This is a genomic window from Burkholderia sp. 572 (genome assembly GCF_040545135.1).
In the GTDB taxonomy this organism is placed as follows: Bacteria; Pseudomonadota; Gammaproteobacteria; order Burkholderiales; family Burkholderiaceae; genus Burkholderia; species Burkholderia cepacia.
Genome location: NZ_JBEPLH010000014.1, coordinates 213,457 through 230,309, shown reverse-complemented (window position 1 = coordinate 230,309; position 16,853 = coordinate 213,457). Strand labels below are relative to the sequence as shown.

The 16,853-nt window shown below is 67.7% G+C and carries 13 protein-coding genes and 1 pseudogene; 3 read left to right on the top strand and 11 right to left on the bottom strand.

Annotation, left to right across the window (positions count from 1 at the left end; all coding sequences use genetic code 11):
- Nucleotides 1–372 precede the first annotated feature (372 nt).
- Complete coding sequence (locus ABIC51_RS26350; protein ID WP_165843631.1) at nt 373–810, top strand: ATPase; 438 nt, start codon at nt 373–375, stop codon at nt 808–810.
- A 172-nt stretch (nt 811–982) separates the two neighbouring features.
- Here ABIC51_RS26350 and ABIC51_RS26345 read toward each other — a convergent pair whose 3' ends face one another.
- The 11 genes and pseudogenes from ABIC51_RS26345 to ABIC51_RS26295 all read right to left on the bottom strand — a co-directional run bounded on the left by ABIC51_RS26345 (nt 983) and on the right by ABIC51_RS26295 (nt 14,099).
- The gene (locus tag ABIC51_RS26345) at nt 983–1,663 is read right to left on the bottom strand and encodes a DUF429 domain-containing protein (RefSeq protein ID WP_175901399.1); all 681 of its coding nucleotides are present in this window, start codon (nt 1,661–1,663) and stop codon (nt 983–985) included.
- A gap of 9 nt (nt 1,664–1,672) precedes the next feature.
- Nucleotides 1,673–2,197, bottom strand: coding sequence for an HD domain-containing protein (locus ABIC51_RS26340; RefSeq protein ID WP_146255050.1), 525 nt, complete (start codon nt 2,195–2,197; stop codon nt 1,673–1,675).
- Nucleotides 2,198–2,318: 121 nt separating this feature from the next.
- Complete coding sequence (locus ABIC51_RS26335) at nt 2,319–5,789, bottom strand: ATP-binding protein (protein WP_175901397.1); 3,471 nt, start codon at nt 5,787–5,789, stop codon at nt 2,319–2,321.
- 3 nt (nt 5,790–5,792) lie between these two features.
- Entirely contained in the window at nt 5,793–7,043 is a 1,251-nt protein-coding gene (locus ABIC51_RS26330; protein WP_146255048.1) for a metallophosphoesterase family protein, read from the bottom strand.
- A 64-nt stretch (nt 7,044–7,107) separates the two neighbouring features.
- Nucleotides 7,108–7,649, bottom strand: a pseudogene (locus ABIC51_RS26325) (CbrC family protein).
- Nucleotides 7,650–7,727: 78 nt separating this feature from the next.
- Nucleotides 7,728–8,339 (bottom strand): hypothetical protein, encoded by a 612-nt coding sequence (locus ABIC51_RS26320; RefSeq protein ID WP_175901395.1) that lies wholly within the window; start codon nt 8,337–8,339, stop codon nt 7,728–7,730.
- Nucleotides 8,340–8,463: 124 nt separating this feature from the next.
- Nucleotides 8,464–9,234, bottom strand: coding sequence for a hypothetical protein (locus tag ABIC51_RS26315; protein WP_060311745.1), 771 nt, complete (start codon nt 9,232–9,234; stop codon nt 8,464–8,466).
- Between the two features lie 375 nt (nt 9,235–9,609).
- Complete coding sequence (locus tag ABIC51_RS26310; protein ID WP_175855672.1) at nt 9,610–10,152, bottom strand: hypothetical protein; 543 nt, start codon at nt 10,150–10,152, stop codon at nt 9,610–9,612.
- A 329-nt stretch (nt 10,153–10,481) separates the two neighbouring features.
- A complete protein-coding gene (locus ABIC51_RS26305) occupies nt 10,482–10,850 on the bottom strand; it encodes an immunity protein PIM1 family protein (protein ID WP_059491936.1) in 369 nt (122 codons plus the stop codon).
- A gap of 79 nt (nt 10,851–10,929) precedes the next feature.
- Complete coding sequence (locus tag ABIC51_RS26300) at nt 10,930–12,918, bottom strand: gamma-glutamyltransferase family protein (RefSeq protein WP_027792222.1); 1,989 nt, start codon at nt 12,916–12,918, stop codon at nt 10,930–10,932.
- A 224-nt stretch (nt 12,919–13,142) separates the two neighbouring features.
- Entirely contained in the window at nt 13,143–14,099 is a 957-nt protein-coding gene (locus ABIC51_RS26295; RefSeq protein ID WP_354006698.1) for a LysR family transcriptional regulator, read from the bottom strand.
- A gap of 102 nt (nt 14,100–14,201) precedes the next feature.
- Between ABIC51_RS26295 and ABIC51_RS26290 the strand changes: the two genes are divergently transcribed.
- Together ABIC51_RS26290 and ABIC51_RS26285 are read left to right on the top strand one after the other, a co-directional pair.
- Nucleotides 14,202–15,326 (top strand): aryl-sulfate sulfotransferase, encoded by a 1,125-nt coding sequence (locus tag ABIC51_RS26290; RefSeq protein ID WP_175901391.1) that lies wholly within the window; start codon nt 14,202–14,204, stop codon nt 15,324–15,326.
- Nucleotides 15,327–15,385: 59 nt separating this feature from the next.
- The gene (locus tag ABIC51_RS26285) at nt 15,386–16,747 is read left to right on the top strand and encodes a uracil-xanthine permease family protein (RefSeq protein WP_175901389.1); all 1,362 of its coding nucleotides are present in this window, start codon (nt 15,386–15,388) and stop codon (nt 16,745–16,747) included.
- The last annotated feature ends 106 nt before the right edge of the window (nt 16,748–16,853 follow it).

Sequence of the window (16,853 nt, the reverse complement as noted above, 5' to 3'; positions counted from 1 at the left end):
CAACAACTTTTTACACTACATCGTTGCGACTGCGGGGTTCAACTTCCAGGCCAGCCGCGCGCCCGACACTGCAGCACACCACCAGCTTTGCTTCCCTCTCCCGCGCTGCGTTTCCGTTAGCGCGAAAGAGGCGTGATTCTAAGCACCCGCCCCCATCTGCGCAAGCCCTTTGTGAAAATATTTTGAGAAGGCCCCGTGCGCTGGCGCGCACCGGGGCTAGCCTCACGACGAGCCGCGCGTCGCCACGCGATCAAACCTCTATTGGTGTGACGTATGCCTCTCGTTTCCCTTATATATACGGACGCGGAACGGGCAAGGAATCCGGTGCTGTCGAGTATCATGCCGCGACCGAACCACGCACTCATATCCACGATGGACAGCACGACTCAACCCGGCGACGCCGACCTTCGCGACGAATATGCAGCGCTCCGCGAGCGCGCCATCATCCTGGAAGAACAGGCTCCGCCGCTTCTGCAACGCATCTCGGATGTATTGCCGCGAATCAGCGGCGAATCCGAACTGGCAGACGAGCACCGCGAGCGGCTCGTCGGCGCGCGCAACGCTGCGATGGTCTCGATCGAAAATTATCAACAGGCGATTCCCTTCCTGCAGACGGCCGACTCGATCATCGAGCAACTGGACAAGACGCCCGAGCGCGACGAAGACATCGAGTGGCGCGAATCGCTGCTGCAACGGCTCGACGAACTGATCGACGTCGCAGTCGTGATGATCGACGACGCCGAAGGCTACTTCGAACAGGCGCAAGCCTGCGACCTGTCCAGCGTGCCGAAAGCCATCCTCGAGGATTGAGTAACGCTGCCCGGAATAGCGTAGCGCGCCGACGTAACGCCGTGTGCGCCAGCCATTCCGATGCTTGCCGGCCGGCAATCGCAGCCTGACACCTTCGCCGGCACACCGGCCGCTCCCCTCCCGAAAAAGCTCACCTTTTTGCTACGCGCCTCGCCCGGGCCGCGCGACACAACTACGGTGCGTCGAGAGCGATCGTCTCGTTCACGATCGGCACGCGGATATATCCGCCCTCCGTATCGCCATACGCGTGCGCATTCCCGTCGATGACGTATTGCGCGGTCAACGCGCACAGGGTCGCGTCTCGCGCATCGACGGACTTCAGCATCGACACATCGATCCCCAGTCGCTCCAGCAACTGCCGGCGCTGGTTGCGTTTCTGCTTCGCCGACGCAACAGTCTTGCCCAGCATTGCGCAGGTGATCGCATAAGGATAGGTTTCGAAGCTCGCGCGCCCGCCCGCATAGCGCGCGCCGGTCAGCAGCGGATAGGCGTCCGCGAGTGCGCGGTAGACGCGCTCTCCCATGAACATCCAGTCGAAGAAACCTGACGTGCTCGCGACCGCCTGCTCCCGCGACGGCGTCGGAAAGCATGAGATCCGTTCGCGCGCGAGCGCCTGTTCGGCCGCCCGGCGCCCGCTCCCCGTCCACCGGCTCGGTGCGTCGACACCGACGGCCACGACGTCATGGGCGAGACACAGCGCAGGCACCGCTTCGGGCGCGATCCGTTCCTCGCGGCAAACGACCATTGGTCCGCGCAGGATCACGAGATCGCATTGCTTCTTTTCGCCACCCACATCGACACCCGCCACGGCCGGCGATTGCCGCGCGGATCCAGCGGATCGGGCCGATCGCATGCGGGCGCCTCAGTTCGCCGGCCGTGCGTCGTAGGCGGCGTCGAAGATCGCTTCGAGACCGGGATGCACGCCGCGCATCGGGTCGACGACCGACTTCGCCCAGTCGAAGTACGCCTGCTTGCGCTCGAGCGGCCAGTCCGCGGGCGGATGCCGTGCGATGTCGCGCAGGTTGCAGATCTTGTCGGCCAGCTTCACGAGCTTCGCACGCCGGCTGATGGTCGCCGCATGCTCGACCTGCAGGCGTTTGCGCTCTTCCTTCGGCAACGACTTGTCGTCGGTGACTTCCATCACGATGTCCGCCACGTCCTTGCCGAACAGCCGCAGCAGCTCCTGCTCGGTCGTCTCCGTATCCTCGACCGTATCGTGCAGCACGGCCGCGACGATCACCCGTTCGTCCTCGACGCCGGCCTCGTTGGCCAGCACGTCGGCGAGCGCGATCGGATGATTGATGTACGGCGACGCTTCTTCGTCCTTGCGCCGCTGATTGCGATGCTTGTCCGCCGCGAACGCGATGGCGGCTACCAGCTTTTTCATATTCCCCCCTCGTATGGCCAGACCCGCGACCGGCAGAACCGGTCGCGCGCATTTCGGAACCGCACATACTACCTGCACGCGATGACCGCGCCCGTGCGCCGGCATCCCGGCACACCCCGCATCACGCGCTCACCGGCGCGCGCTGCAGCTCGACCACGTTGACCTGCGCACCGAATACGTCCCTCACGAGCGGCAGCAGGTGGTCGTGGTGCGTCAGGAACAGCACCTGGGTTCGCGTCGACAGATCGCGCAGCGCATCGAGGCCGGCCTTCGCGCGCGCGTCGTCGAAGTTGATGAACAGATCGTCGGCCACGAACGGCAGCGCGGTCCGGCTGCCGAGCTGCAGTTCCAGCGCCGCGATCCGCAGCGCGAGAAACAACTGGTCACGCGTGCCTTCGCTCAACCCGGCGACCTCGACCGACGCGCCCTTCGTCCGCCGTGCATACAGGGCGGGCGGCGTCCGTTCGGTATCGACGGTCAGCCGCGCGAATTCGCCCAGCGTGAGCCCGGCGAAGATTTCGCCCGCACGCCTGAGCATTGGCCCCTGCTTCTGGTCGCGATAGCGATCCGTCGCCCACTTCAGCAACCGGCTCGCCGTAGCCGCTTCCAGGTACTGTTCGGCTGCATCGCCCATCGCCGCCAGCGCTTCCTGCCGTTTCGACTCGGCAACGGCCGCGTTCGCCTGGCCGTCGATCGCGCCGAACGCCTGATCGGCCACGACCTGCTGCTGTGAAAGCTCGTTGAGCCGCTTGCCGACATCGCCGAGCGATTGCTTCACCGCTTCGAGGTGCGCTGGTACGTCGGCGATGTCCTGCTCCGCGACTTCGGCTTCGACGGCGGAGCGGGACAGGCCGTCGCCGTCGCGCACCAGTGCCTCGTGCGCGGCATCGACCGCCTGCCGCAGCTGGCGCTGCCGGTCCGAGCGTTCGGCCAGCGGCAGCGCGGCATCGATCGACACGACACCGGCCAGTTGCAGCAGCGGCTGGACGCGTGCATCGGCACCGGCCACCGCGGCGGCGGCATCCGCGACCTTGCCGTCGGCCTGCCGGACGGCCTCGTCGGCCCGACCGATCGCACGCGCAATTTCCCTGGCGGAAGCGAGGCGCATCGTCAGCCGGCGCGCGACGTCCGGCCAGTCGCCGCTCGTCAGCCATTCCGGCGCGAGCGCCGCGGCAAGCCGCCGTGCGCCCGCCTCGAGCGCGGCCAGTTCCGCGCGGATCACGGCGATCCGGTTGCGCGGTGCGTCGGCATCGGCCAGTTCGGCGGTCACGGCGTTGGCAAGCGCGAGCGCACCTTCCGCCGCGGCCAACGTCGCCGCGCTCGTGGAAAGCTTCGCGTCGGCCAGCGCGTCCCGCCATTGCGCGTGCCACGCGTCGTAGGCCGCCTGCGCGTGGCCGGCGCGCGATTGCGCCGTCGCGCATCCGCGTTCGGCTTCCCGCGCGCGCTCCTCGAGACTGTCCTGCTGCGCGAGCGCTTTCTCGGCCGACTGTACGAAGGCCTCGGCGGTCGCGACGAGCGCCGCCAGACCGTCCGACTCGCCGCCTCGCGACACGGTACGCAGCGCAGCGCGCAACGCGGCTTCGGCACCGGCCCGCGCGGCGCGAATCGTGTCGAATTCGCGACGCTGGCGATCGAGATCGGCCTGCGCGGCGAACACCGTGTCGCGCTTCGCAAGCCAGTCGCCCATCGCCGCCAGCGGCATGCCGGGCACCGCGGCCGTCGTCGCAAGCGCGGCCCATGCGTCGCGATGCGCGGCGAGCTCACGTTCGCGCTCTTCCAGCGCGGCCTGCCTGCGCGTCACGCCCGCACACGCGGATTCGACCTGCTGACGCAGCGACTGCAACGTCGCCGCTGCCTGCGTCGCACCCAGCTGCGCGTCGACGAGTTCGTCCGCAAGGCGAATCGCATCGTCGAGCGCGGGCGCGCCCGTTCCGAGATCGATCGCGCCGCTGCGGATATCGCCCCATGCGCCGTCGCGCCGCGCACGCGCTGCCAGCACGTCGGCGGTCGTGACGACCTTGTGGTTCTCCGCGAAGTGCTTCTCCTGCAGTTCGAGCCGCTCGAGCTCTTCGAGCGCGCCGTCCCGTGCGTCGCGTGCGGCAGCGGCCGCGCTCGCGCGTTCGCTGTCTTCCTTCAGCAGCGCGCCGAGCCGTGCCACCGACGGCACGTCGAGCGCGCGCAGCGTGTCGACCGGCATGCGCCACCGGCCGAGCGCATCGAGTGCGCCGGACAGTGTGCGTTCCGCAGCAGCGATTTCCTGTTCGAGCGCCTGCTCGCGCTGGCCGCTGTTGCGAAAGCCCTGCGCATCGGCCAACGCCGCGCGCAGCGTTTCCGGCACATCGACGGTCGACAGGCGCGCCTGTTGTTCCTGCACCTGTGCAAGCTCGCGCGTGCGTTCGTCGAGCGATTCGCGCGCGCCGGCCAGCGCCTGGTGCAGCGCGCCGTGTTCGCGCAACAGGTTGGCCACGGTCTTCAGCGACAGCGCCGTCGGCAGCGACGCTCGCAGCGACGCTTCGTCCGTCGGCCAGTCGAGCTGGGCGGCCGCGGCGAACGCGGCGGACAGGTGCCGCTCGACGTCCGCACCCAACAGCAGCAGATCCTGCGCGTGATTCATGCACGCGCCGCGCAGCCGATCGAGCGCTTCGATGTCGGCTTCGAGCGCCAGCGTGTCAGTGTCGGCGTCGATCGCATCGCGCGCCTGCCGTTTCGCGAGCAGGTCGGCACGCCGTTCCTCGAGCACCTTCTGTTCGGCCGCGAGATCACCCTGCGCCTTCAACAGATCCGCATACGCGGTGGGCGGCAACTCGACGACCGCGCCCAGTTCCGCGAGCGCCGCGTCCTTGACCGTCAGCTCCTTGAGGTACGGCGCCAGCCGTCGCACGCGCTCGAGCTTCGAGCGCAGCGCTTCGAGCCGGCGCTGTTCCGCGCGCGCCTGCTCGATCTGCTGTTCGACCGCTTCGCGCGCATCCTTGCGTTCGACCCAGTCGCGCGTGCGCACCTGAACCGTCTTCAGTTCGGTCACGGCTTCGTTGAACGACGTTTCGGCGAGCGCAAACGCGCTGCCGCTGCGACGCGGCGCCCACAGCTCGACCGCACGCGCATCGAGCTCCTCGCGCACCGGCCCGAGACTGCCGACCCCGGCGGCCGATTCGAACAGCACCTGGCCGAGCTTGTCGGATGCGTCGAGAATGCTCCGGCCGCCATCGACCAGACGCCCGTGATCGAGCCCGAACATCTGCTCGAAGAATTCGCGCGTGGCGCCGTCGAGAACGGCGGCCAGGTAATCGTCGGGCAACTTGTCGTCGGCGGGCGTGCGCAGCGGACTGCGCCCGCGGGCGCGGTGGAACGCGAGTTCGCCCGTGCCGCTCTCCAGCACGCCGCCGATCCGCAGTTCCGGTGTGCTGTGCAGGAAATCGAGCGGCGTCTGCAGCTTCATCCCGAACAGCAGCTCCGACACGGCCGTGCGGATCGTCGACTTGCCGGCCTCGTTCGGCCCCACGATCACATGGAAATCCTCGCCGGCCGACGGAAAACGCAGCGTCTCGTCGGTGAACTTGCCGTACTTGATCAGATCGAGCTGGTTGATCCGCATCGCTTACTCCCCCCTCGCCAGCCGCGCAAGCAACGCGGGCCCGACCTGCTCGACGAGCGCCGTGAGCTCGCCCGCGCGTGCCATCGCCAACAACGGCACCTCTTCCTTCACGTCGCTGCGCACCTTGCCGACGAACGGCTTCAGGTCGCGTTCGAGCAACTCGAGGAAATCCGGATCGCGCGCGGCATCGGCCAGGATCTGCTTCAGGTCCTCGAGCGCTTCGAGCTGCTCGCTTTCGCCCGGCTGATGATCGGCCGCGGACGTCGCGAGCCGGACCTTCTCGAGCCACAGCCGCTCGTTGCCGATGATGCCGATCTGGTTCAGCACCTCCGCGCGCAACTGCGGCGCGCGGCCGAAAAAGAGGCCGTGGGCAGGCGTACGCCCCGCGACCGTCACGCGCACCGCGCGCGGCACATGGCCGTCGACGGTCAGCAGCGCTTCCAGCGACTGGCCGATCTTTCTCGACAGGTCGGCGACGGTCAGGCAATCGGACGCGTCGACCGACACGGCTTCCCAGCGCAGCACGTCGAGATACAGACGCTCCACCTGCGTGCGGCCTTGCTCGACCGTCACGAGCACCGCGCCGCGGCGGCCCGTCTCGCGGATATGGCGCCCCTGCAGGTTGCCGGGAAACACCACGGTGGACGGCCCCGACCATTGCTGGAATTCGTGCACGTGGCCGAGCGCCCAGTAGTCGTAGCCTTTCGCATGGAGTTCGGCCAGCGTGCACGGCGCATAGTTCGCGTGCGCCGCATAGCCTTCGAGCGCCGTATGCAGCACGCCGATGTTGTAGTAACCGGGCACCGGATCCGGATAGCCGATCGCGAGATTGTCGACGACGGCCTTGTCCTTGAAGCTCTGCCCGTGCAGCGCGACTTCGAATTCAGGCAGCCTGTGGGTTTCCGCCTTGCGGTGGCCGAATACGATGACGTTGTCGGGCAGCGTCAGCTTCTTCGTCATCTCGCTTTCGGCATCGTGGTTGCCGCCGAGGACGAACGCACGGATGCCGGCCTTGCGCAGGCGCCCCATCTGCTGGCCAAAGAAGATGCCCGTGTTGTGATCCTTCCAGTCGCCGTCGTACAGGTCGCCGGCGATCACGAGGAATGCAACCTCCTCTTCGATCGCACGATCCACGAGTTGCCGCAGCGCCTCGCGCGACGCGTTGCGCAACTGCGCGGCCGGCGCGTCGGGATACGCGCTCAGGCCGTGCAACGGGCTGTCAAGGTGTATGTCTGCCGCGTGGATGAACTTCACGAAGATTCCTCTGTTTCATGACGATAAAGCCGGCAATCGCCGCGCGATGCCGTGAGCCAGGCCATCAGTCGCAATCCTGGTAGCCGCCGGGTTCGCCGCAACGGATACAGCGGAATATATACGCGGTCGGTGAACCGCCCTTGTCGAGTGCGGCAAGGAAATGCTCCCACTCCGCGCCCTCGTCGAGTCCGGTCGATTCCCGAATCGACGCGACTGCCTGCGGGCCGAGCGCGCGCAGTTCTCCCGCACCCGCACGGCCGACAAACTGCGCGGCATCGTCGCAATGCGTCCACCACCGCTCCTGCTGCCAACCCTGAAAGCCCGGCGTGCGACAAGCGATTTCGCTGACGACCGCGTCGGGCACTTCGTCCCATTCGCCGCCGCCGATGCCGTACGTGTCGGTGAAGGCGGCGCCGAGCCGCGCGTGCGCCGAACCGTCGGCGATGCACCATGGGCAGATGCAATTCTCATACTTGTCGACCGCATGCACGGGCCGGCGTATACGTAACCACGTGCATCGCCGCAACACACGCAGCGCGCGTCCGAGCGGATCACACTGCCCGTTGCCGGCGGGTCGGGATGGTACCTGAAAGCGGGTAACGACATGACGCTCTCCGTGGATCCGGAAGGGAGGGAAGCACGCGATGCGATTTCGAATCGCCATCGTGCCACGGGATGACCGCGTTACCGCGGTACCTCGGCCTCGACAAACGTGCCGTTCACGAAACGATAAACGCGATGCAGCGCACCGCCATGCGCGACATATTCCCACCGGATGTCGATGGCGGCCGGATCGTCGTGCCACGCGATCGCCAGATAAGGCGATTGAGTTCCACCGTCGGTTTCGAGAGAAACGGAATCGAGACAGCTTTGGACCGGCAGCGAGAAACGTGGCACCGCACGGGTGCCGCGCAGTTCCAGCACGTAAAGCGCCCCTTCTTCGCCCGCGCCGCAATATCCGGTCGGACGGCTGCTCGAAGAGCGATTGACGACGACCAGCAGATAGTCGTTGCCGTCGATCCGCTTCGAACGGCCCGACGGAAACGCAACGCTCGATGCCTCTGCCAATGCACGACGCAGCGCGGCCGGCACGATCAGTGCCGATTTCGTGTGGCGGGCCGCATCGACCTCGAACAACCTCGGGCTCGCCCATTCGATCTCGTGACCGTTGGCGAGCCGCACCGATTCTGGCGCCGGCGTTTCGGCGAATGCAACGGCGGCATTCGAGGCCAGCAGCGCCAGCGCCGCGAGCTTCAACGCAATCGACGATCCCGTCGAGCCGATCCATGCTCGCAAGAATCGCGCAGGATCGTCGCGAGGTCCGTCGCATGCGCCGGCATACCGCTCGGGCCGCGGCGACCCAGGATCGCCGCGCGTGCATCGTTCGCCGCGACGCGCGCGGCCGATCCACGACGCAACGTCACTCGCCACGCGGCACCGGCGGCGGAGCATAGCCGTTGTCATTGCCGGGGAACGGATTCGCGTTGCGGCGCAGTGCTTCCTCTTCATTCTCCTTCTGCGCGAACAGCGCGACGCCGATCACGCCGACGTTCGCCGAATCGCCGTACTTCGAGTTCGCGACGTAGCTGTCGGGCACCGCCGCGAAGCGGAACGCGGCGACTTCGTCGCGGCTCTTGCGGAAGCCCTCGATCGTCAGCGTGCGGCCCGGATACAGCACGTAACCGCCATTCGTGTAGCTGCCCGGCCGCCCCGACAGCACGTCGAGCCCGTCGACGGTCGACACGACTTCGAACGTACGGCGCCCCTGGTTGCGCAGCACGATCATGTAGCGCGAACCTTCGACGCCCGCCATGTGCCAGCGGCCATTGCTGCGCGCGAGACGCAGCGGTGCACCCCTTTCGTCCGTAAACGACAGCGCGATGTCGCCGTTGGCGAGCGCGACGCGGGTCGGCAACCGGCGAACCTGGGACGCAGGCGGATGTCCGGGCAGCGCATCGTTGTAATAGACCGACGCGAGATCCGTCGGCTTCGCCGGATCCGCGCGTTCGAAATCGACCTGGCGGGTTTCGGATCGCACCGACTCGCCCCATGCAGTGCCGAGCCCGCGGCGTTCGCTGGCATCCGGTGCGGCGGCGGACGCGCCGGTGCTGGCGGACGGCGGAGGCGGCGCTGCGCAGGCGGCCAGCCAGAGCACGCAGGCGAGCGCGAGAAGACGGAACAGGATGGTCATGACGTGAGGCCTCGGAATGTTATCGGGCCGCGCCGGACTGGCCGGAACGGCATTTTGGTGTCGTCTGTCGTCACGATGTCGATCGGACATGCTGGCCCGTGTCGGCCGGCACCGCGATCCCGGCGGCCCGGCGACCGGGAGCCCCGCTATTTAAGCATGGCGGGCGGGCAATGGGCAGGGGGCGCGCACGCCGCCCGTTGCGGGCACGTGCCGGCGGCCCCAGGCAAAGGCACGCATACGTGTCGCGTCGCCGGATCGGTGGCGAACGTCGACGCATCCCCGTATCGAGGATGCGTTGAACGGCGCGCCGAGCGCGCCAATAGAAAAGCCCGGCCCGCATCGAAGCGGGCCGGGCCTTGACGGGAAGCGTGACGCTTACAGCGCGCCGCCTTGCGCGGACGCCGAACCCTTCACACCGACCGATGCGCCGCCCTGCACCGCGTTCGTCGCACCTTCGAGCGCCTCACCGGCCTTCGCCTTCGCGCCGCCGGCAACGTCGCCTGCCGTCGACACCGCGCCTTGCGCGTGGCTCTTCGCCTTGCCCGCGACATGCTTCACGTGAGATTTCGTCGAGTGGACGGCCGATGCGGCGGCATCCTTCGCCGTGCCCGCTGCCGAACCGACCGCATGCGTCGCACCGCCCACCGCGTTGCCGGCCGCCGAGCCCACGTCGCCGACCGTCTTGCCGACGCCGTTCAGCGCACCGCCGACGACGTTGCCCGCGCCCGAACCCGAGCCTGCCGCGTTCGCGCCGGCGCCGGCCTGCACACCCACGCCACCGCCGAGCAGCGGCGTCTGAACCTGCGCGCCGACACCCGCGGAACCCTGGGCGCCGGTTTGCGCCGTCTGTGCGAACACAGCCGAAGTCGCCACTGCCGTCAGTGCAGCACCCACCAGAATCGTACGGATCTTGTTCATGGTCATTCTCCCCAAAGACGTTGTTGCTGCGGGCCGCCTTCGTGCGGCTTGTCGCATGCCTCACCGCGACGTGCGGCAGGTGGAGCTAATGTAGCGGCGCGAACGCGCAAAACGATTGATTTGCGGGGACTGTTACTTCGGTTGCAAATGCTGACGATTGATTCACACAGTTTGACAATCGGAGGATTGCAACGGGATCGGGACGGTGTAGTCCGACGGACGGGGAGAGTCTAGAGGCGTGTCGCGCGGTGCATTCCGCGACGGAGACAAGGCCGATCGCCGCGGATCGGAACCAGACAGGCGAAACGGCCGGAAGCGACCGTAAACGGCTAGCAGGGAAACCGGCCGCTTCTATAAGCATTCCAAAGGACGCTCGTCGGCCAGCCGTCGGTACGGCCTGACAACCGGCTTCTCGCGATCAGCTCGATGTCGTCGGACACGCACGCCGCCACGCCGGCATGCCCCGATGCGCCGAACGCGAGCTTGAACGCCTTTTCCCTCAGCGCATCCACGGCCGGCCGGTCGAGCGCTGCGCCCGGATCGCCGTCGATTTCGTCGAACGACGCCATCCACTGCGCATCGAACGGCTCGGCATCGCGACTGTCCAGCGCGCGGTCGCAATCCAGGTCGGCGAGGAAATCGAAAAAGCCCGGCGCCGACAGGATGGCGTCCATTTCAAGCAGATGCGCATGCATCATTGCGGCTCCTTCACGATGCACGGCCCCGATCGCCCGTCGGCCAATACGGGCAGATCGGAACCGCACGCGTACCGCCCGATTATGGCCGGAACGTATTGCCGAGCACGACGCCTTCACGCCGCGGATCGGTGCCGCCCTGCAACGCGGGCGACTGGCCGACCGTCACGCGCATCACCGTGTTGACGCCGCTCGCCTGCGCGGACGTCGACACCTTGTGCCCGAGCGCGAGCAGCCCCGTGATCAGCGGATCGTTCGCCCCGTTGTTCGCCGTATTGACGTTCGGATGCTCGCCGCCGATCGTGGTCGTCGGGCTGTTGCTTGCGCCGAAGTCGACGAGCCCGGCGGACTGCTGCGCATCGAGACCCCAGTCGAGCGCGCCGACGAGCGTCTTGACCACGTATTGCGGAATCGTGCCGCCGCCCGGCGAACCGGTCGCCATCACGAAGTCACCGCGCGAACCGTCCGCGGCCTGACCGAACACGATCGTCGGCGCCATCGAGCTGCGCGGCCGCTTGCCCGGCTGCAGGCGGTTGGCCACCGGATTGCCCGAACTGTCGACCGGGTTCGCGGAAAAATCGGTCAACTGGTTGTTCAGCAGGAAGCCGTTGGTCATGTGGAACGAGCCCATGCTCGACTCGACCGTGGTCGTCGCGCTCAGCACGTTGCCGTCGCCGTCGACGATCGTGAACTGGTTCGTGCCGTGCTCGATCAACGTCGTGTCGACCCCGAGCGGTACCGCACCGAGATCGCCCGGCTTCGCGGTACCCATGCTCTTGGCCGGGTCGATCAGCGCCGCGCGCGATTTCAGGTAAGGCTTGTTCAGCAGCGTATTCCACGTGCCGCCCGGCAGCGGCACGAAATCCGTATCGGCCACGTATTTGTCGCGGTCGGCATACGCGAGCCGCTCGGCCTCGGTGATCAGGTGCACGCCCGCGACGGTCGGCTTGCCGCCTTCGAGATCGATCGCCGTCGGCTTCAGCGACTTCAGGTCATAGTTCTCGAGAATGCCGAGTGCCGACGCGACCGCGATGCCGCCCGACGACGGCGGCGGCATCCCGCACACCCAGTAGCTGCGATAGGTCGTGCACACCGGGTCGCGGCGCTTCGCCTGGTAGGCGGCCAGATCCGCGACAGTCGTCTTGCCCGGCGTGAGCGTCGAGCCATCAGCGCCCTTCGTCGTGGCGATCTTCGCGACGATGTCCTGTGCGATCTGCCCCGTGTACAGCGCGTTCGCACCCGACTGCGCCATCAGCGTCAGCGTGCGCGCATACGCCGGATTCTTCAGCACGGTGCCGAGTGTCTTCGGCGAACCGTCGGCGTTCAGGAAATACGCGGCGGCCTCGGGGTCGCGCTTCAGGTTCGCGGCGTTCGCCGCGATCGCGTCGGCGAGCCGGCCACCGATCGGGAAGCCGTTGGTCGCGAGCGTGATCGCATCGCCGAACAGGTTCTGCCACGGCAGCCGGCCGTGATCCTGCTGCAGCGCCTCGATGAGCCTCGGCACACCGATCGTGCCGATCGAGCGGCCGCTCGCACGCGCATTCGGCAGCGGCGCGGAGTGGTCGGTCGCATCGTCGACATAGCGCAGGTAGTTCTCCGTCGCGGCGGCCGGCGCGGTTTCCCGGCCGTCATACGCCTGCAGCGTCTTGCCGCGCGCATCGTAGTAGAGCAGCACACCGCCCGAGCCGAGGCCCGTCGCTTCGGGCACGGTCAACCCGAGCACGGCCTGCACGGCGACCGCCGCGTCGGCGGCCGTGCCGCCTTTCTTCAGCACCGCGCAACCGGCCGCGCTCGCGTAGGCGTTCGACGTGGCGACCAGATACGTTTTCGCATAGACGGGCTTCATCCCGGTGCGATAACCGGACGACGCTTCCGGCAGTGACGGGTCGCCCGGCTGGTTCGACCCGACCACGACAGTCGAGCCGCTGTTGTCGATTGCGAGACAACTCGTGTCGGCCGTGGGTGTCGTCGTGGCGCCCGTGTCGGTTTCGATGTCGTTGCCGCCGCAGGCCGTCATCATGGCGGCCGCGAGCAACGCGGACGCATACGGAAAGATCGCTGTTCTGTTCATTGTCTGCCGATGTTCTTGTCAGTCGTTGCGAGGGACACCACGCTGCCTGCGACCCCCTCGGTGCGCCGACAACGCATTCGATAGTCCCATGAACAAATTTTTTTCCGCAATAAGGGAATGAAGTAATGCCGCCGGACGTTGCACGCACAACGTCACGACCGCACGCGCACGGGTACGCGTGTTGCACTGCATCGCAGTGCGATGCGCTCGCGTGGCCGCTGTCGTTATCGCGCTGCCCGGCGGCGCTTGCCGGCCGTTCGGCCGTCACGCGCGAAACCGTCTTCCATCGCTTCGATCGCGTCGGAGAAGAACTCGAGGAACATCGTCATGGCGACAGTCGCGCTCATGTCCGCCCGTTGGTAGATGCAGCTGAACGAGCGCGCGCCCGCGTCGGCAAGCGGCGTCCACGCGAGCCGGCCGGCAGCCACGTCGTCCGCGACGTTCTCGGCGATCAGGAAGCCGACGCCCGCGCCTTCGACCGCAAGGCGCCGCACCATCGGCACCGAACCCGTCTCGACCAGCGGCCGCACGTTGCGCGGCTGTCGTGCATCGATCTGGTCGAACATCGCGCGCAGTTCCGTGTCGGGTGTCATCAGGATCAGCGGATACGCGAAGCAGTCGCGCATCCGCACCTTTCCGCCTGACGCCGCGAGCGGATGGCCGGGCGCCGTGACGACACCCAGCGGCTGGGCGAACGCCCGCACCTCGACGACGCCCGCCGACGTGCGCCGGCGCAACGCATAGCCGATGTCGGCCTCGCCCGTCCCGACCCAGCGCACGATGCTTTCGCCGTTTCCCGAGCGCACGCTGTACGTGACGCCCGGATAGCGCTGCATCGCGGCAAGGATCGCGTCGGGCACGAGCTTTTCCGCGGTCGATGCGGGCACCGCCAGGTTCACGTGGCCGCGCCGCAGCGCGCGCAGGTCCTCGACCTGCGTGAGCGCGTTGTCGAAGTCGCGCTGACCGCGCCGCACGGCCGCGATCACGATCTCGCCGGCAAGCGTCAGCTGCATGCCGCGCGGCAACCGGTCGAACAGCGGCACGCCGACCTGCTCCTCCAGATTGCGGATCTGCTGGTGCACCGCCGCGGCGGTCAGGTGCAGCGCGTCGGCCGCCTTGCGAATCGAGCCGCGTCGCGCGACTTCGTCGAAACAGCGGAATGCCTGCGATATCGAACGCATGAGTGATCCGTTAGTTTTTTCCGAACAGGCCGTCAAGAATAATCCGATTTTACTGATCGCCCGGATCGTCTAGATTGCGCTGCATCCCCGTGTCCGATTCGAATGGAGAGCGCAGTGACAACCGTCGACCAGATTACCCAGCGCCGCCGTGGCGTCGGCCTCATCGCCCACGATCCCGCACTGTCCGCGGGCGGCTATACGCTCATCGCGCCGCAGACGGCCGACGGCAACGTCTATCTCGTCGGCATCGACGGTGAAGTCGCGCATCAGTGGAAGATGCCCGTGCGCCCCGGCCGCCATGCGGTCATCCTCGCGAACGGCAACCTCGGCTACAACGGCAATCATCCGCACTCCGAATCGCGCTATGCGCCGTGGTCGATGTGGCATGGCGGCGACTTCTACGAAGTCACGCCGCAAGGCGAAACCGTGTGGCGTTACGAGGACCCCGCGCATCATCACGACGCGCAGTGGCTGCCGAACGGCAACCTGCTGTACGCCGCGTGCGAACCGGTCGACGCCGCGTTCGCGCGGCGCGTGCCGGGCGGCACGCCGCACGGCGACGACGAAGTGATGTATGCGGACGTGATCCGCGAAGTGAACCGGGCCGGGCAGATCGTGTGGGAATGGCGTGCGCGCGAACACCTGCGACCCGAGGATTTCCCGATCGCGGCCGGCTTCGGGCGCTATCACTGGCCGCTCGTCAACGGCCTCGCGGTCGACGCGAACGGCCGCGTGCTGATGAGCCTGCGCACGACGTCGGGCATCATCGGCGTGAACCGCGAAACCGGCCGTGTCGACCTGCGGATCAGGCCCGACGTCGTGTCGCACCAGCACGCGCCGGTGCCGCTCGCGAACGGCAACATCCTCGCGTTCGACAATGGCAATTTCCGCCACGGCGCGCACGTCGTGTTCTCGCGCGTCGTCGAGATCGATCCGGCGACGCAGCGCGTCGTGTGGTCGTATACGGACGACGTCGTGAACCTGTTCTACACGCCGTTCATGGGCAACGCGCAGCGCTTGCCGAACGGCAACACGCACGTCACCGAATCGTCGACAGGCCGCCTGTTCGAAGTGACGCCCGCCGGCGAGGTCGTCTGGGAATACGTGATTCCGTGGTTCGCCGAATACCCGGACGAAGCCGCGCGCAAGACCGGGCCGGGCCAGCTCAACAGCGTGTTCCAGACGTTCCGCTACAGCGCCGCGCAACTGCCCTGGCTGCGGGCCTGACCTTGCCGTTCACCGCCGGTTTCCGGCGCTCGTCGCCGTTCGCTTCCGAGGGGCCTGCCGTGTCGCACGATCCGATCCCAACGCCCGTCGACGCACGGCTGCCCGCCTGGCAGCTCGCGCTGTTCGGGCTGCAGCACGTGCTGTCAATGGCCGCGTCCCCGATCACGGCCGTGTTCCTGATCGCAAAAGTGCTCGCGCTGCCGGCGGACCTGACGGTCCAGCTGATCGGCGCGACGTTCTTCGCCTGCGGGATCGGCACGCTGCTGCAATCGCTCGGCGCCGGCCCGATCGGCGCGCGCATGCCGTTCGTGATGGTGCCCGGCGGCGCACCGACGATGCTGTTCGCCGGCATTGCCGCGCAATCGGGCCTGCCGACCGCCGCCGGCGCGGCGCTGCTCGCCAGCGCGTTCTATTGGGTGCTGCTGCCCGTCTTCACGCGTTGCCTGCGGCTCTTTCCGCGCATCGTCGTCGGCGCGATGCTGCTGCTCGTGTCGATCAACCTGATCCGGATCTACGCGACGATCGTCGTCGGCCAGCCCGGTTCGGCCGACTTCGCGCAGCCGCGCGCGCTCGGTCTCGCGCTGGCGACGATCGTCGCCACGGTCATCGTCGCGGGTGCGTTCCGCGGCACGCTCGGGCGCCTCGCGGTGCTGATCGGCCTGATGGCCGGCGCAACGCTCGGCTGGGCGCTCGATGCGATGCCGGCGCTCGCCGACGTGTGGCGCGGCCCGCTGTTCACGCATCCGGTATGGCTGCCGTTCGGGATGCCGCGCTTCGACGTGCTGGCCGCGCTGCCGCTGCTGATCTTCACCGCGATCTCGATGGCCGAGGCCACCGCGCAGACGGTCGCCGTCGGCGAAACGTGCGGCAAGCCGATCTCGCTGTCGCGCGACGTGCCGAAGACGATACGCGGCGATGGGCTGGCGTCGCTCGCCGGCGCGCTGTTCGGCACGCCGCTGATCGTGACCAGCGCCGAGAATATCGGCGTCGTGCAGACAACCGGCGTGCGCTCGCGCTACGTGACGGCCGCGGCCGGCGCGATCCTGATCGTCATCGCGCTGTTCGCGCCGCTCGCGCGGCTCGCGTATGCGATTCCGGCCGCGGTGGTCGGCGGCACCGCGCTGGTCGTGTTCGCGATGATCGGCGTGATGGGGATCCGGCTGCTCGCCGGCGTCGACCTGCACGCGCGCGCCAACCAGTACACGCTCGCGGCCGCACTCGTCGTCGGCCTTGCACCGATCCTGGTGCCGAACCTGTATCGCCATTTCGGCTCACCCGTGCAGATCGTGCTCGGCAACGGCATGGCAGCCGGCACCCTCGCGGCCATCGCGACGCAACTGGCGTTCGCCGCATTTGCGCGGCTCAGTGGACAAGCAAGCGCGACACCGGTTGCGGCTTCTTCGCCTTCGCGCGACGGTTGATGGTGGCGGCTGGTGACGTTGCGCGGTGCCGCGTGCCAGCGACATCGCACGCCGAGCAGCCGGTTCGTTTGCGATTGCCGGCCCGACACCCAGCCTCCTCACACGA

What these genes read in the sequence shown, in the direction of transcription:
- ABIC51_RS26350 (WP_165843631.1), top strand. Translation starts at nt 373, where the DNA reads ATGGACAGCACGACTCAACCCGGCGACGCCGACCTTCGCGACGAATAT.
- ABIC51_RS26345 (WP_175901399.1), bottom strand. Translation starts at nt 1,663, where the DNA reads ATGCGATCGGCCCGATCCGCTGGATCCGCGCGGCAATCGCCGGCCGTG.
- ABIC51_RS26340 (WP_146255050.1), bottom strand. Translation starts at nt 2,197, where the DNA reads ATGAAAAAGCTGGTAGCCGCCATCGCGTTCGCGGCGGACAAGCATCGC.
- ABIC51_RS26335 (WP_175901397.1), bottom strand. Translation starts at nt 5,789, where the DNA reads ATGCGGATCAACCAGCTCGATCTGATCAAGTACGGCAAGTTCACCGAC.
- ABIC51_RS26315 (WP_060311745.1), bottom strand. Translation starts at nt 9,234, where the DNA reads ATGACCATCCTGTTCCGTCTTCTCGCGCTCGCCTGCGTGCTCTGGCTG.
- ABIC51_RS26310 (WP_175855672.1), bottom strand. Translation starts at nt 10,152, where the DNA reads ATGAACAAGATCCGTACGATTCTGGTGGGTGCTGCACTGACGGCAGTG.
- ABIC51_RS26305 (WP_059491936.1), bottom strand. Translation starts at nt 10,850, where the DNA reads ATGATGCATGCGCATCTGCTTGAAATGGACGCCATCCTGTCGGCGCCG.
- ABIC51_RS26300 (WP_027792222.1), bottom strand. Translation starts at nt 12,918, where the DNA reads ATGAACAGAACAGCGATCTTTCCGTATGCGTCCGCGTTGCTCGCGGCC.
- ABIC51_RS26295 (WP_354006698.1), bottom strand. Translation starts at nt 14,099, where the DNA reads ATGCGTTCGATATCGCAGGCATTCCGCTGTTTCGACGAAGTCGCGCGA.
- ABIC51_RS26290 (WP_175901391.1), top strand. Translation starts at nt 14,202, where the DNA reads ATGGAGAGCGCAGTGACAACCGTCGACCAGATTACCCAGCGCCGCCGT.